Raw genomic sequence first — 14,436 nt, forward strand, 5'->3', positions numbered from 1 at the left:
GGGTCGAACTCAAGCCGTAATGCTACCGGAAAAGCCCCTCCAGAGCACAGGTATCAAGTTTTCCCGCGGCCGCCCGATACTGTAAAGGTGAGTGTCGAATTATGTGGAGCCCGCCGTGCGCCAGCGTTACCTAGCCCTGTTTATCGTGTTTGCCAGCGTGCCGGCCGGTGCCTTGACGTTTCAGACACGCATGGAGCGCATTGCCTGGACGGTGGAGGGTGACGCGTTCGAATGCCGGCTGACCCAGCCGATAGACGGTTTCGGAAGCGGTGAGTTCGTACGCCGTGCCGGTGAGCAACCGGTGTTCCGCCTGCGCTCACAAACCAATGCGATGGGTGCCGGCGGTGCCACCTTGCTGGCTGCTGCAGCGCCCTGGCAACCTGGGCGCGGGGACATCAACCTGGGCAATGTGCGCATGGCACGTACCGGCGTGCTGTTCAACTCCTCCCAAGGCCAGGCCAGCCGCTTGATCAACGGCCTGCTCGATGGCCGCAGCGCCGTGGTGCGCAACTTCGCCGGGGAGGGCGGGCGGGCAATGGAAGTGCGCGTGCTGCCGGTCAGTTTCGCCAAGGCCTACAGTGACTACCAGGCCTGCGCCAGCAAGCTGTTGCCGATGAACTACGACCAGGTGCGTCAGACCCAGGTGGGCTTCCCCGGTGGCGGCATCGTGCTGGATCAGGCGGCCAAGACCCGCCTCGATGTGCTGCTCGAATACATGAAGGCCGACCCCAGCGTCAATCAGGTGGCCTTGGACGGGCATTCCGACAACAGCGGCAATCGGTTGACCAACCGCGACCTGTCCCGCCGGCGAGCACTAGCGGTCGCCGATTACCTCATGGCCCACGGCGTGCCTGAAAGCCAGATAACCGTGCGTTTCCACGGCGAGCGTTATCCGCTGGTCAAGAACAACAGCGCCGGCAATCGCGCCCGTAACCGGCGGGTCAACATCGAACTTGAGCGAGGCCCTGCCCAGGCGCAGCCCACGCAAAAGGCGGTCGAGGCCCCCGCTGCCTCCGCTGCCCCGGCGCAGGCTGCAAGTGCCACCAAGTCGGTCCCGGACAAACCCGCCACTGCAAAGTAGCGGCCGTCGCGCCATCGACAATTCTTGTCGCTTTGTCGTCAGAAGCTGTCGCGCCTCTATAAATTGAGCCTCAACGCCGTTAGAATCGGGCCTTTTCCGTACAACCCCGTGGAGTGATGGCATGGCGGACGTAAAAAAGGTCGTACTGGCGTATTCCGGCGGCCTTGATACTTCGGTGATTCTCAAGTGGCTGCAAGATACCTACAACTGCGAAGTGGTGACGTTCACCGCCGACCTGGGGCAGGGTGAAGAGGTCGAGCCGGCGCGTGCCAAGGCTCAGGCAATGGGCGTCAAAGAAATCTACATCGACGATTTGCGCGAAGAATTCGTGCGCGATTTCGTATTCCCGATGTTCCGCGCCAACACCGTGTATGAGGGCGAGTACCTGCTGGGTACTTCCATTGCCCGTCCGCTGATCGCCAAGCGTCTGATCGAAATCGCCAACGAAACCGGTGCCGACGCCATCTCCCACGGCGCTACCGGCAAAGGCAACGACCAGGTTCGTTTCGAACTGGGCGCCTATGCCCTCAAGCCCGGCGTCAAGGTCATCGCGCCATGGCGTGAATGGGACCTGCTCTCGCGCGAGAAACTGATGGACTACGCCGAAAAGCACGGTATCCCGATCGAGCGTCATGGCAAGAAGAAGTCGCCGTACTCGATGGACGCCAACCTGCTGCACATCTCCTATGAAGGCGGCGTCCTGGAAGATACCTGGACCGAGCATGAAGAAGACATGTGGCGTTGGAGCGTTTCGCCCGAAAACGCCCCAGACCAGGCAACCTACCTTGAGCTGACCTACCGCAACGGCGACATCGTCGCAATTGACGGCGTAGAGAAGAGCCCGGCCACCGTGCTGGCCGATCTGAACCGTATCGGCGGCGCCAACGGCATCGGTCGACTGGACATCGTCGAAAACCGCTACGTGGGCATGAAGTCGCGTGGCTGCTACGAGACCCCTGGCGGCACCATTATGCTCAAGGCGCACCGCGCCATCGAATCGATCACCCTGGACCGCGAAGTCGCTCACCTCAAAGACGAGCTGATGCCCAAGTACGCCAGCCTGATCTACACCGGTTACTGGTGGAGCCCGGAGCGGGTCATGCTCCAGCAGATGATCGACGCGTCCCAGGTCAATGTGAACGGTGTCGTACGCCTGAAGCTCTACAAGGGCAACGTTACCGTGGTCGGCCGCAAATCCGACGATTCGTTGTTCGATGCCAACATCGCCACCTTCGAAGAAGACGGCGGTGCCTACAACCAGGAAGACGCGGCGGGCTTCATCAAGCTCAATGCGCTGCGTATGCGTATCGCTGCGAACAAGGGCCGCTCGTTGCTCTGATTCAGCACGCCGTTCTGCAAAAACCCGGCCTAGTGCCGGGTTTTTTGCCTTTACTCGAGGGGGCTGACTGAAAGCCGGACACATTGCCCTCTTGGCACATTGCAGAACTGCCAGGTGCGAGCCGGCTCAGGCGCTTGGGCGAGCGCTTGCAATACCTCCTTTTCCATCAACTGATTTGCCTCTGGCCCGCTGAACATGAAGGTCACCGGCTCGCCGTGCACGATTGCGCTTGCGGTTGGCAGGGTCGTGGACGTGATCTTCCGTGCGCTCTGCGCACTGTCCACTGATTCGATACGCGATCCAGCAGGCGTATAGAAAGACTTGTAATTGAAGTTCAGCGTCAAGAAGAACAGGGCGGTCAGGAAGAAGGGAAACCCAACCAGAAACCATGTATACAGCGTCTGGCTGGCTTCGCTGAGAAAGGGCAAGGTAGCCAGGGCGGAGGCTTCGATTATGCCCGCAAAGATAGCGACGATTGTCAGCGGAGCAACGGGTTGTGCTTGATTCATGGAGCCTTCTCCTGCGCTTTCGTACATCTATAACCTAGGTCCTTGCTCAGCTAAACCCTGCACTGTTTCCCATGCCGGGCCTGCGCCTGCCAAGCGCTTCAAGCGTCACGACCACGGTGTCAGTGTTTGATGTAAAAGTTGTCGGGAGTTGCCCTCTAAGGGAGTTCTTATCCGCTTTTATTAATTAGCTTGTAACAACTCTTCATCTTGTGTGTAGGAAACTTCCGTAAGTTTAGTAAGCCGTGTCTGTACGTCCGTTTCTAGGCGAAAACGCCGCGCCATGAGTTCTTCTCTCGGTTATCGTGGCCTGCCAATGCAACAGCAATGAATGGATATCGCATGAACAAAGTGCTTATCGTGGATGATCACCCTGTGATACGTCTGGCCGTACGCATGCTGATGGAGCGGCATGGGTACGATGTCGTCGCTGAAACGGACAACGGAGTGGCCGCGCTGCAACTGACACGGCAACATCTTCCCGATATCGTCGTGCTGGACATCGGCATACCCAAGCTCGACGGCCTCGAAGTCATAGCCCGCATGGCCAGTTCAAGCCCATGCAGCAAAGTACTGGTACTGACCTCCCAGGCACCCGGCAACTTCTCGATGCGGTGCATGCAGGCAGGGGCGGCAGGGTACGTGTGCAAGCAACAGGAACTGACCGAACTGCTCAGCGCGATCAAGGCGGTGTTGTCGGGCTATAGCTACTTCCCCAACCAGGCGCTGCACGCCTCGCGAGGGCGCAGCGGCGGCAGTGAAGCGGAAATGGTCAACCGCCTTTCGGCAAGGGAGATGACAGTGCTTCAGCAATTGGCGCGGGGCCGGTCGAATAAGGAAATCGCCGACAGCATGTACCTGAGCAACAAGACGGTCAGTACTTACAAATCTCGGTTGCTGCTCAAACTCAACGCGCGGTCATTGGTGGACTTGATCGAACTGGCACAGCGACACGGGTTGAACTGACGGTATGCAGAGCCTCCTGCAGGAGGGCTCTGCACCGAATTCGAGGCCTGAACGGAGAGGGAGCGGGTCTTTCGGAGGCCCGCCAGCCAGCACCTCCTAGAGATCGTAATCGAAATCGGCCAGTTGCCTTTGCAGTCGACGTTCTTCCAGCAGATTGTCGATGGTGCGACGCTTGCTCAGATTGGTTTTCGCCGGTTCTACTTGCGGCTCGACTTCTTCTTCAGCGGTCACAAAATCATCTTCAATCGTGAGGTCGTCTTTATCAGTGCTCATGAGTCGCTCCACGGCAAGGGCCAATGGCCGACCTTATAACCATAAAGTGGGCGCTGGTAAAAAAGATTTTTTCAATCGAAGCGCAATCTTTCTACTATTGCCTCAATCATAACTGGTCTTGTGCTTGAATTCACACAGGTCCTCGATTCGGCAGCTGCCGCACCTGGGCTTGCGGGCCTGACATACATAGCGTCCGTGCAGGATCAACCAATGGTGTGCGTCGAGCAAGTAATCCTTGGGGACGAACTTGAGCAGCTTTTTTTCCACCTCCAGCACCGTCTTGCCCGGAGCAATGCCCGTGCGATTGCTGACGCGGAAGATATGGGTATCCACTGCCATCGCCGGTTGGCGAAATGCCGTATTGAGCACTACGTTGGCTGTCTTGCGGCCAACGCCCGGCAAGGCTTCGAGGGCCTCGCGCGTGTCCGGCACCTGCCCGTCATGCCGCTCAATGAGTAGGCGACAGGCCTCGATGACGTTCTTGGCCTTGCTGTTGTAGAGCCCAATGGTCTTGATGTACTGGCTCAGTCCGTCGACTCCGAGCGCGTAGATAGCCTCAGGGGTGTTGGCAACTGGAAAAAGCCGCGCTGTGGCCTTGTTCACACCTACATCGGTGGATTGCGCGGAAAGGGTCACGGCTACCAACAGCTCGAAGGGTGTGGTGTAAGCCAGCTCGGTTTTGGGTGTCGGGTTGTCTTCGTGCAGTCGACGGAAGATTTCTCGACGTTTGACGGCATTCATGAATTCGTAGCGTTCCTGGAGAACGTGAGCAAGGCAGGCAAGGCGCAGCAGCCCGTGGCTGCGCGCCATCGTCGCAAGGCGGGGCCTGATGCAGGTCCCGCTTGTGGGTCACTTGATGCGCTGACCGGGCTTGGCGCCGCTGTCGGGGCTGAGCAGGTAGATTTCTTCACCGCCAGGGCCGGCGGCCATCACCATTCCCTCGGAAACCCCAAAGCGCATTTTACGTGGCTTGAGGTTGGCGACCATCATGGTCAGCCGGCCTTCGAGCTGAGCGGGGTCAGGGTAGGCTGACTTGATGCCGGAGAAGACGTTGCGGCGCTCATCACCGATGTCCAGGGTCAACTGCAGCAGCTTGTCAGCACCCGGTACGGCCTCGGCCTTGACGATCAGTGCCACGCGCAGGTCGACAGCGGCAAAGGTGTCGAAGTCGACTTCCGCCGACAGCGGGTCCTTGTGCAGCTCGCCATTACCCACAGGTGCCTTGGGCTCCTCGGCGGCCAACAGGTCCTCCTTGCTGGCCGCGATCATGTCTTGCACCTTGGCAGGTTCAATGCGGCTGAGCAGGGCCTTGAACGGGTTGAGTGAGTGATTTTCCAGGCGCGAACGGTGATCGTCCCAGGTCAAGGGGGCCACATTCAGGAAGGCCTCGGCATCGGCCGCAAGCACTGGCAGCACAGGCTTGAGGAAGATCACCAACTGACGGAACAGGTTGATGCCCTGGGCGCAGATGGCTTGCACCTCGTCTTGCCTGCCTTCCTGCTTGGCCAGCGACCAAGGCGCTTTTTCGGCAATCCAGGCATTGGCGCGGTCGGCCAGTGCCATGATCTCACGCATGGCGCGTGCGAAGTCTCGGCCCTCGTAGGCCTCGGCAATGGACGGTGCAGCTGCCAGGAAGGCTTCGGTCAGCTCTGGAGCTGCATCACCGGCCACCATCACGCCGTCGTTGCCTTTATGGATGAACCCGGCACACCGGCTGGCGATGTTGACCACCTTGCCCACCAGGTCGGAGTTAACCTTCTGCACAAAGTCCTCAAGATTCAGGTCCAGGTCATCGACCCCGCGACCGAGTTTGGCGGCATAGTAGTAACGCAGGTATTCGGGTTGCAAATGGTCGAGGTAGGTACGGGCCTTGATAAACGTGCCCCGCGACTTGGACATCTTCGCACCGTTGACGGTGAGGTAGCCGTGCACGTTGACCGCGGTCGGCTTGCGCAAGCCAGCGCCTTCGAGCATGGCGGGCCAGAACAGGGCGTGGAAATTGACGATGTCCTTGCCGATGAAGTGGTAAAGCTCAGCGCTGGAGCCCTGGTTCCAGAAGGCATCGAAGTTCAGGTCCGGGCGACGCGCGCACAGGTTCTTGAAGCTCGCCATGTAGCCGATCGGCGCGTCCAGCCAGACGTAGAAGTACTTGCCAGGCTCGCCAGGGATCTCGAAACCGAAATAAGGCGCGTCCCGGGAGATGTCCCACTCCTGCAGACCGGCATCCAGCCATTCGGCGAGCTTGTTGGCCACGGCGTCCTGCAACGTGCCGCTGCGCGTCCACTGCTGGAGCATGGCCTGGAAGTCGGGCAGCTTGAAGAAGAAGTGCTGGGAGTCGCGCAGCACCGGTGTAGCCCCTGAAATAGCAGACTTGGGGTCTTTCAATTCGGTCGGTGCATAGGTCGCGCCGCATTTTTCGCAGTTGTCGCCATACTGGTCTTCGGCCGCGCACTTCGGGCACGTGCCCTTGATGAAGCGGTCTGCCAGGAACATGCCCTTTTCAGGGTCGAAGTATTGGGTCACCGAGCGAGTGGAGATATGCCCCGCCTCGCGCAGCCGGGTATAGATCATGCCCGACAGCTCGCGGTTTTCTTCGCTGTGGGTGGAGTGGAAATTATCGAAGTCCACCAGGAAATCGGCAAAGTCGGCGCTGTGCTCGGCCTGTACGTTGGCGATCAGTTGCTCTGGCGTGATGCCTTCCTTTTCGGCTCGCAGCATGATGGCCGAGCCGTGCGCATCATCGGCACAGACATAGATGCACTGATTGCCGCGCAGCTTTTGAAAGCGGACCCACATGTCTGTCTGGATGTACTCGAGCATATGGCCAAGATGGATGGATCCATTGGCATAGGGCAGGGCGCTGGTGACGAGAATCTGACGTGGCTCGGACATGGTGGCTCGGCTACTTATCTGGCGACGGGTGAAAATGAGGATGATCGGCCACTATAAAGGGCTGACGAATATATTTCACCCCGCGCACGCATCTGCTGACGATTGACGGGTTAGGATAGGCGCTTGTTTTACATTCAGTTTGCCAATGGGAGTGTCCATGAGTGCCCTCAATCGCGCCGCCATCGAAGGCGTGCTTCGCCAGTACACCGACCCCTATCTCGACCAGGATCCGGTCACTGCCGGTTGCGTGAGTGCCATCGAAATCCAGGATGGGTGTGTCAGCGTACAGATGCAGCTCGGCTATGCCGCAGGCCTGTTCAAGCAGGGCTGGGCGCAGGTGCTGGAAACGGCGATCGGTAACCTTGAGGGTGTGACCCGCGCACAGGTGAGCATCGAGTGCGTGATCGCGGCCCACAAGGGCCAGGCCCAAGTGCCCGGCATGGCCAACGTCAAGAACGTCATCGCCGTGGCATCGGGCAAGGGCGGCGTGGGCAAATCCACCACCGCCGCCAACCTGGCGCTTGCACTGGCCCGTGAGGGTGCGCGCGTAGGCATCCTCGATGCGGATATCTACGGCCCCAGCCAAGGCGTGATGTTCGGCATCGCCGAAGGTACGCGGCCGCAGATTCGTGATCAGAAATGGTTCGTGCCTATCCAGGCCCATGGGGTCGAAGTGATGTCGATGGCATTCCTGACCGATGACAATACCCCGATGGTGTGGCGCGGCCCCATGGTCTCGGGGGCGCTGCTGCAGTTGGTAACCCAGACGGCCTGGAATGATCTCGATTACCTGGTCATCGACATGCCGCCTGGCACCGGCGATATCCAGCTGACGCTGGCGCAGAAAGTGCCGGTGGCAGGTTCGGTCATCGTGACCACGCCCCAGGACCTGGCGCTGCTCGATGCCAGAAAAGGCGTGGAAATGTTCCGCAAGGTCAACATCCCGGTGTTAGGCGTGGTCGAGAACATGGCTGTACACATCTGTTCGAACTGCGGCCACGCTGAGCACCTGTTCGGCGAGGGTGGCGGTGAGAAACTGGCCAGCCAGTACGGCGTCGATCTGCTGGCGTCGTTGCCGCTTTCGATGTTGATCCGCGAGCAGGCCGACAACGGCAAGCCTACGGCCATCGCCGAGCCTGAGAGCCAGATCGCCATGGTGTACCAGGAGCTGGCGCGCAAGGTGGGGGCACGTATCGTACTGCGTGAGGCGGCAGCGCCAGCGATGCCGAGCATCACCATCAGCGAAGACTAGTCGGCTGTAGTACCGCAGCCTTTCAGATCAAGACCAGAGGGCGGCTCGGTGAGCCGCTCGTGCTGACAGGTCGTGCTCAGAGGAGGCCAGGCGCGTATCTGTTCAACGGGCGATCCTTGACCATGGTCAGCGCGCCCTGGCGCCTGCTGACTGAGTAGCAGGCATAAAAAAACCCGCCGAAGCGGGTTTTTTTTGAAAGCTAGAAAGCTCGATCGACTTAGGCGATCTGAACTTCTTCAGCCTGCATGCCTTTCTGGCCGCGGGTAGCGACGAAAGTAACAGCCTGGCCTTCTTTCAGGGTTTTGAAGCCGTCAGCTTGGATGGCTTTGAAGTGCACGAACAGGTCGTCGCCCGACTGAGGGGTGATGAAGCCGTAGCCTTTCTCATCGTTGAACCACTTGACGGTACCGCTTTGACGATTGGACATTTTTCTGTCTCCTTGGACAATTTGATTTCGGTCAGGAAAAACCCTGCCCGGGACTGAGCGCAAAGAGAGCAGAAAATTCAGCGATGGGCCGATCAGGATCGTGCATCAAACTAGAGATTCTCGGTGTCACGTGCAGCACAGTGGCAACACCTTACCCCACTTTGCCCAAGCTGCCAATGGCCAGACGCCGCTTTCCCCGAAAAGAGATCGACGGCGGCTGCAAGCCACGCCTCGCGGGCACTGTAGCCGCGGCGGGCGGCAAACGCTGGATGGAACTTTGAAGACCGCGCCGGGACCGGTAAGATGCGCGTCTATCTTTACCTTGCAGACTCTTCAGGACATCCCGCCATGAGCATCAAATCGGACAAGTGGATTCGCCGCATGGCGCAGGAACACGGCATGATCGAGCCGTTCGTGGAGCGCCAGGTGCGTGGCGAACAGGATAACCGGGTCATCTCTTTCGGTGTTTCCAGCTACGGCTACGACGTGCGCTGCGCCGACGAATTCAAGGTCTTCACCAATATCAACTCGGCCACCGTCGACCCGAAGAACTTCGATGCCGGCAGCTTCGTCGACATCAAGAGCGACGTGTGCATCATCCCGCCCAACTCCTTTGCACTGGCGCGCACCGTGGAGTACTTCCGCATCCCGCGCGACGTGCTGACCATCTGCCTGGGCAAGAGCACCTATGCGCGTTGCGGCATCATCGTCAACGTGACCCCGCTCGAGCCCGAATGGGAAGGCCACGTGACGCTGGAGTTCTCCAACACCACTACGTTGCCGGCCAAGATCTACGCCAACGAAGGGGTGGCGCAGATGCTGTTCCTGCAATCGGACGAGCCTTGTGAAGTGTCCTACCGGGACCGCGGCGGCAAGTACCAGGGCCAACGTGGCGTCACCCTGCCACGCACCTGACCGACAGGCGTCGGGAATTTCATCGGCTTTTGACGCTCCAAGGGGTAACCCTGCCGATTTGCATAAAGCGGGTCGGCTGTTGTCAGGAGGTGCCAATGAAACTCCACCCAACGATCAGTGCGAAGTTGGCTGGCTTGCAGCCCAATCACATCGGGCTGCTGTCCTGGTCGCTGTTGGCTGACCCATTGCCGCTGCATGCCGGCGGTGTGCCAGGGCAGCCTGACCCGGACACGCCGCAGCCTGGCCAGCCGGGTGATACGCCTATGGAGCCCGGCGAGCCCACCCTTCCCGATGAGCCGCCTCCGGCGCCTGTGGCCTGATTCATTTCATAGCGGCCACACCCGGCCGGCACCGGCCAGATAGACCTGGCTGGTGCCGGCGGGCTCGATCTCCCAACCGCCTGTGAATTCTCCGAAAGCTGGCAGCAGGCTGACTTTTTCGTCGATCAGAAAGCACGGTAGGCGCAGCCGCTGGCGAGCCCTGCCGCGCAGCACGAAGACCGGGTGGACGTGCCCTGAAAGCACCGTGAGTGCCGGATGCGCCTTGGGTTCGTGTTGCAGGGCGAACGGCCCCACTACATAAGGTTCGTCTACCACGTCGATCCCCAGCTCAACAGGTGGATCGCCTGCGTTGCGGTCATGGTTGCCGCGTATCAGCACGATGCTCAACTCCGGATGACGCTCCCGCCAGGCTTGCACCCGGGCCAGCGTAGCCGGCGCCCGCGCAGTCCGGGCATGCAGGAAATCACCGAGCACGATCAGTTGCTCGCAGTCATGCTCGGCCAGCAGTGTGTCGAGCCGGGCCAACGTGGCTTCGGTAGTGCCTCTGGGAACGGGTTGGTGCAAGGCCCTGTAGCTCGCCGCCTTGCCGATGTGCACATCGGCCAGCAGCAACGTCTTGCGGGCTGGCCAATACACGGCTTTGTCCGGCAGCAGCCAGAGTTTCTGCCCGGCCAGTTCGATGGCGCAATGTGTCGTCATGTGGGGATCGCCAGGCCGTCGATGGCCAGCGATATGACCGCTACCCCATGAATGCGTCTGATCGTTATCTGGTTCAACCTGCAATGCTCTCCAATTCCGCTACCATCCGCGCGATGCGGTCTGCCAGTTTTTCCGTGCTGAGGGTTTCACGCAGCCCTTCGACCAGTAGCGCGAACGCCAGCGGCCCGGTGCGCTCCATCACACGCAAGTCCAGCCTGAGGTCGGTCAGTTTCAGCAACTGGGCCCGAAGCCGATCGATTTCCAACTCCTCGCTAAGTACCTCATCACGTGCCTGGCCCAGCAGCAGGTTGCCTGCGTCGTGCTTGCGGAACACCTCGTAGAACAACCCGCTCGAGGCCTGGATCTGGCGCATGCTCTTTTGCGCCGCAGGATAGCCACCGAACACCAGCCCAGCGATCTGGGCGATTTCCCGGAACCGGCGCAGCGCCATTTCCCCGGCATTGAGGCTGGCAAGCACATCCTCCAGAAGATTTTCGGTACTCAACGCCTGGGGCAGGTAGCTGGCCCAATCCACCGGCCCAGGGCTTAGCAGCTCGAAGCCGTAGTCGTTGACGGCGATGGAAACCGACAGCGGTTGCTCACGGCTGACACGCCAGGCGATCAGGTTGGCCAACCCCATGTTGGCCATGCGCCCGGCAAACGGGTACACGAACAGGTGCCAGCCCTGCCTGGATTTGAATGTCTCTGCCAGCAGCGTCCCTGTCGTCGGCAGCGCCGACCACTGGGCTTGTACCGTGAGCAACGGCCTTACTGCGCGCATTTCAGGGCTGTCGAAGCGACCGTGCGCTGCGGCGTCAAGTTGCTGGACCACAGCATCTGCCAGTTCGCTGGAAAGTGGCATGCGCCCGCCGTTCCAGCGGGCCACCGCCGCCTTGCGCGCGTTGCTGCGGCGCACATAAGCGGTCATGTTTTCCACGCGAACCAGCTCCAGCACGCGGCCGGCGAAGACGAATGTGTCCCCGGGTCTCAAGCGTGAGATGAACGCTTCTTCCACGCTGCCCAGGTTCTTGCCGCCACCGCCTTTGCTCCAGTACTTCAGGTGCAGCGAGGCGTCACTGACGATGGTGCCGATGCCCATGCGATGGCGGCGCGCCAGGCGCTCACTGGCGACCCGGTATAAGCCGTCTGGGTGCATTTCAACACGTTGATAATCGGGGTAGGCGCTGAGCGAGCTGCCGCCATGGCAAACGAAGTCCAGTGCCCATTGCCACTGGCTGTCACGCAGGTCGGCGAAGGCCCAGGTGCTGCGCACTTCAGCGAGCAGTTGCTGCGGCTCGAACCCGCTGCCCAGGGCCATGCTGACCAGGTGCTGGACCAGTACATCCATGCACAGGCGCGGTGACCGGCGTCCCTCCAGGTGGCCGGCCGCCAGGGCCTGGCGCATGGCGGCGGCTTCCACCAGCTCCAGGCTGTGGGTGGGCACCAGGGTGATACGCGAGCGCCGTCCAGGCGCATGCCCTGAGCGGCCTGCGCGCTGCATCAACCGGGCGATTCCTTTGGCCGAACCGATCTGCAGGACGCGCTCGACCGGCAGAAAGTCCACGCCCAGGTCCAGGCTCGATGTACAGACGACGGCTTTGAGCGTGCCCTCCTTGAGGCTGCGTTCGACCCAGTCGCGGGTGTCACGTGCCAGGCTGGCGTGATGTAGCGCGATCAGGCCCGCCCAGTCGGGGCGCTCTTCGAGCAGGGCCTGGTACCAGAGCTCGGCCTGCGCCCGGGTGTTGGTGAACACCAGGCAACTGCTGCTGGCGTCGATTTCCCGGCTCACCTGCTTCAACATCTTCAGGCCGATGTGCCCTGCCCATGGGAAGCGCTCGATGTGCTCAGGCACCAGGGTATCGACCTGCAGCACCTTGTCCTGGCGCCCGCGGACCAGCTGACCACCTTGGGGCAGCAACACGTCCAAGGCATGTTGCAGGTTGCCGAGGGTGGCCGACAGCCCCCAGGTCGGCAGGCCAGGGTGCCAACGCCGAAGGCGGGCCAACGCCAGTTGCAGCTGAACCCCCCGCTTGTTGCCGAGCAGTTCATGCCACTCATCCACCACCACCATGCGCAGCGTCGCGAAGTCATTGCTGGCCTGTGCCCTTGTCAGTAGCAGGGTCAGGCTTTCAGGTGTGGTGACCAGCACGCTGGGCATGCGCCGGGCCTGGCGTGCGCGCTCGGCGCTGCCGGTATCGCCGCTGCGCACGCCAACGCTCCAGGGCAAGCCCATCTCGTCGATGGGCGCCTGCAGCGCTCGTGCCGTATCAGCGGCCAGGGCGCGCATGGGGGTGATCCAGATGACCTGGAGCGGCGCCGCGTGGCGCCCCTGGGCCTGGGCCTTGAACGCCCGCAGTGCCGCCAGCCAGACCGCATACGTCTTGCCAGCGCCAGTGTTGGCATAGAGCAGGCCCGACTCCCCACGCTCGACGGCGGCCCACACCTTGCGCTGGAAAGCGAACGGCTTCCAGCCGCGTTGGGCGAACCAGGCATTGGCAAGATCGGTGGCGGCGGGCATCAGGCGGGCAGTCCCTCGAAGGCTGTGCTTCTAGAGACCACCGCTGCAAGGCATTGGTTTACTTGTCAGTTGGCCAACAGATTGCCGCTGCGGCACACCTGCTCGCCGGCAACATGGGCGATCACCATGCCTGCCGTGGCCATGCGCCGCACGCTGCGCGCATACAGCAGGCCAGGCTGGCTGTTGCGCAAGGGCATGACGCGATCACTGAGCGGGTCGATGACCTCGGCAATCAGTTGTCCTGCCTCCAGGTACTGCCCTGGCTTGGCGTGGTACACCAGCAACCCGCCCGCAGCGGCCGTGATCGGCTCCACGGCAGCCAGTGGCGTGGCTGGCCAGCGCAAGGGCGGCAGGGCAGGGGCATGGCCCTGTATCACGCCGGCATGGGTCAGGAAGTCGAGAATGGCCTGGCAGTCCTGGCGCGCCAAGTCGTGGCTCACATCCGCCTGGCCGCGCAATTCGAGGGTGACTGAACACGTGCCCGCCGGGATGGGGAAGCGTTTGCCAAAGCGCTGTTGCAGTTGCCACCACAGCAGGCTGAAGCACTCGTCGAAAGACTGCCCGCCCGAATCGGTCGCCAATAGACTGGCCTGGGCACCCAGGTAACGGGCCAAGGGCTCGAACTGCGGCCAGGCGTCCGGGGTGGTATAGAGATGTTCGACAGCGTCGAAGTCGCAGTGCAGGTCCAGGACCAGGTCGGCATCGCACGCCAGGCGCTGCAGGATCAGGCGCTGCGCTTGCAGTGGAGTACGCGCCGGATGAGCATCCAGGCCACGGCGCAGGTATTCGCGGATCAGGGCCTGATTGTGGAGCGGGTCTTGGGTCAGGTGGGCCTCGACCTGGTCACCGATGCTGTCTGACAGGTCGACGAAATTGCGGTTGAAGTTCTCGCCACTTTGCAACTCGAACCGGCCCAGCGGGGCGTCGAGCAGCACCTGCTCAAGGCCTACCGGGTTGGCAACCGGCACCAGGATGACCTCGCACTGCAGGCGGCCTTGCTGGTCCAGCTCCAGCAACTGGCGCTTGAGGTGCCAGGCCACTAGCATGCCGGGCAATTCGTCAGCATGCAGCGAGGCCTGGATGTACACCTTGCGGCCACCGCGTGGCCCGAAGTGGAAGCTGTGCAGTTGGCGGGTTACCCCCGGAACAGGGGAGAGGATGTCGTGGGTCGAGTGGTGCATGATGGTCCTGAATACGGGGCTGGAACGGTCTGGAGCACGGGCTGAGCCTTCAGATGAAAGCACAATTTCGCTGCCAGCGCCTCACGCCAGCCCCTCACAGCTGCCT

General features: G+C 61.3%; 14 protein-coding genes. 6 read left to right on the top strand and 8 right to left on the bottom strand.

What is annotated here, in order from left to right; translation table 11 throughout:
- Nucleotides 1–115: 115 nt before the first annotated feature.
- Nucleotides 116–1,081, top strand: coding sequence for a flagellar protein MotY (locus tag B2J77_RS04970; protein ID WP_078478099.1), 966 nt, complete (start codon nucleotides 116–118; stop codon nucleotides 1,079–1,081).
- 121 nt (nucleotides 1,082–1,202) lie between these two features.
- Nucleotides 1,203–2,420, top strand: coding sequence for an argininosuccinate synthase (locus B2J77_RS04975; RefSeq protein WP_058606061.1), 1,218 nt, complete (start codon nucleotides 1,203–1,205; stop codon nucleotides 2,418–2,420).
- A 50-nt stretch (nucleotides 2,421–2,470) separates the two neighbouring features.
- On the opposite strand, the gene B2J77_RS04980 is transcribed toward B2J77_RS04975, so the two are convergent.
- Nucleotides 2,471–2,929 carry a hypothetical protein gene (locus B2J77_RS04980; RefSeq protein ID WP_058637950.1) on the bottom strand — a complete coding sequence of 153 codons (459 nt, stop codon included), beginning with the start codon at nucleotides 2,927–2,929 and terminating at the stop codon, nucleotides 2,471–2,473.
- 339 nt (nucleotides 2,930–3,268) lie between these two features.
- Here B2J77_RS04980 and B2J77_RS04985 point away from each other — a divergent pair, with 339 nt between their 5' ends.
- Nucleotides 3,269–3,892: a response regulator transcription factor gene (locus tag B2J77_RS04985; protein WP_058637951.1), complete on the top strand. Its 624-nt coding sequence runs from the start codon at nucleotides 3,269–3,271 to the stop codon at nucleotides 3,890–3,892.
- Nucleotides 3,893–3,988: 96 nt separating this feature from the next.
- On the opposite strand, the gene B2J77_RS21435 is transcribed toward B2J77_RS04985, so the two are convergent.
- From B2J77_RS21435 to metG, 3 genes are all read right to left on the bottom strand, one after another.
- Nucleotides 3,989–4,165: a PA3496 family putative envelope integrity protein gene (locus B2J77_RS21435; RefSeq protein WP_178091282.1), complete on the bottom strand. Its 177-nt coding sequence runs from the start codon at nucleotides 4,163–4,165 to the stop codon at nucleotides 3,989–3,991.
- 102 nt (nucleotides 4,166–4,267) lie between these two features.
- A complete protein-coding gene (nth, locus tag B2J77_RS04990; RefSeq protein ID WP_078479391.1) occupies nucleotides 4,268–4,906 on the bottom strand; it encodes an endonuclease III in 639 nt (212 codons plus the stop codon).
- 108 nt (nucleotides 4,907–5,014) lie between these two features.
- Complete coding sequence (gene metG / locus B2J77_RS04995) at nucleotides 5,015–7,057, bottom strand: methionine--tRNA ligase (RefSeq protein ID WP_058637952.1); 2,043 nt, start codon at nucleotides 7,055–7,057, stop codon at nucleotides 5,015–5,017.
- Nucleotides 7,058–7,214: 157 nt separating this feature from the next.
- Between metG and apbC the strand changes: the two genes are divergently transcribed.
- Nucleotides 7,215–8,309: an iron-sulfur cluster carrier protein ApbC gene (gene apbC / locus B2J77_RS05000; RefSeq protein ID WP_058637953.1), complete on the top strand. Its 1,095-nt coding sequence runs from the start codon at nucleotides 7,215–7,217 to the stop codon at nucleotides 8,307–8,309.
- Between the two features lie 217 nt (nucleotides 8,310–8,526).
- Here apbC and B2J77_RS05005 read toward each other — a convergent pair whose 3' ends face one another.
- A complete protein-coding gene (locus B2J77_RS05005) occupies nucleotides 8,527–8,736 on the bottom strand; it encodes a cold-shock protein (RefSeq protein ID WP_016488765.1) in 210 nt (69 codons plus the stop codon).
- Between the two features lie 348 nt (nucleotides 8,737–9,084).
- On the opposite strand from B2J77_RS05005, the gene dcd reads away from it, so the two are divergent.
- Both dcd and B2J77_RS05015 read left to right on the top strand, forming a co-directional pair.
- Entirely contained in the window at nucleotides 9,085–9,651 is a 567-nt protein-coding gene (gene dcd / locus B2J77_RS05010) for a dCTP deaminase (protein WP_023535255.1), read from the top strand.
- A gap of 95 nt (nucleotides 9,652–9,746) precedes the next feature.
- On the top strand, nucleotides 9,747–9,971 hold the full coding sequence (locus B2J77_RS05015; protein ID WP_058606055.1) for a hypothetical protein: 225 nt from the start codon (nucleotides 9,747–9,749) through the stop codon (nucleotides 9,969–9,971).
- A gap of 6 nt (nucleotides 9,972–9,977) precedes the next feature.
- On the opposite strand, the gene pdeM is transcribed toward B2J77_RS05015, so the two are convergent.
- From pdeM to B2J77_RS05030, 3 genes are all read right to left on the bottom strand, one after another.
- Nucleotides 9,978–10,631 (bottom strand): ligase-associated DNA damage response endonuclease PdeM, encoded by a 654-nt coding sequence (gene pdeM / locus B2J77_RS05020; RefSeq protein ID WP_078478100.1) that lies wholly within the window; start codon nucleotides 10,629–10,631, stop codon nucleotides 9,978–9,980.
- A 73-nt stretch (nucleotides 10,632–10,704) separates the two neighbouring features.
- Nucleotides 10,705–13,149 carry a ligase-associated DNA damage response DEXH box helicase gene (locus B2J77_RS05025; RefSeq protein WP_078478101.1) on the bottom strand — a complete coding sequence of 815 codons (2,445 nt, stop codon included), beginning with the start codon at nucleotides 13,147–13,149 and terminating at the stop codon, nucleotides 10,705–10,707.
- Nucleotides 13,150–13,214: 65 nt separating this feature from the next.
- The gene (locus B2J77_RS05030; protein WP_058637956.1) at nucleotides 13,215–14,330 is read right to left on the bottom strand and encodes a succinylglutamate desuccinylase/aspartoacylase family protein; all 1,116 of its coding nucleotides are present in this window, start codon (nucleotides 14,328–14,330) and stop codon (nucleotides 13,215–13,217) included.
- Between the last annotated feature and the right edge of the window lie 106 nt (nucleotides 14,331–14,436).

Origin of the sequence: Pseudomonas parafulva, from assembly GCF_002021815.1 — a bacterium.
Classification (GTDB): Bacteria; Pseudomonadota; Gammaproteobacteria; order Pseudomonadales; family Pseudomonadaceae; genus Aquipseudomonas; species Aquipseudomonas parafulva_B.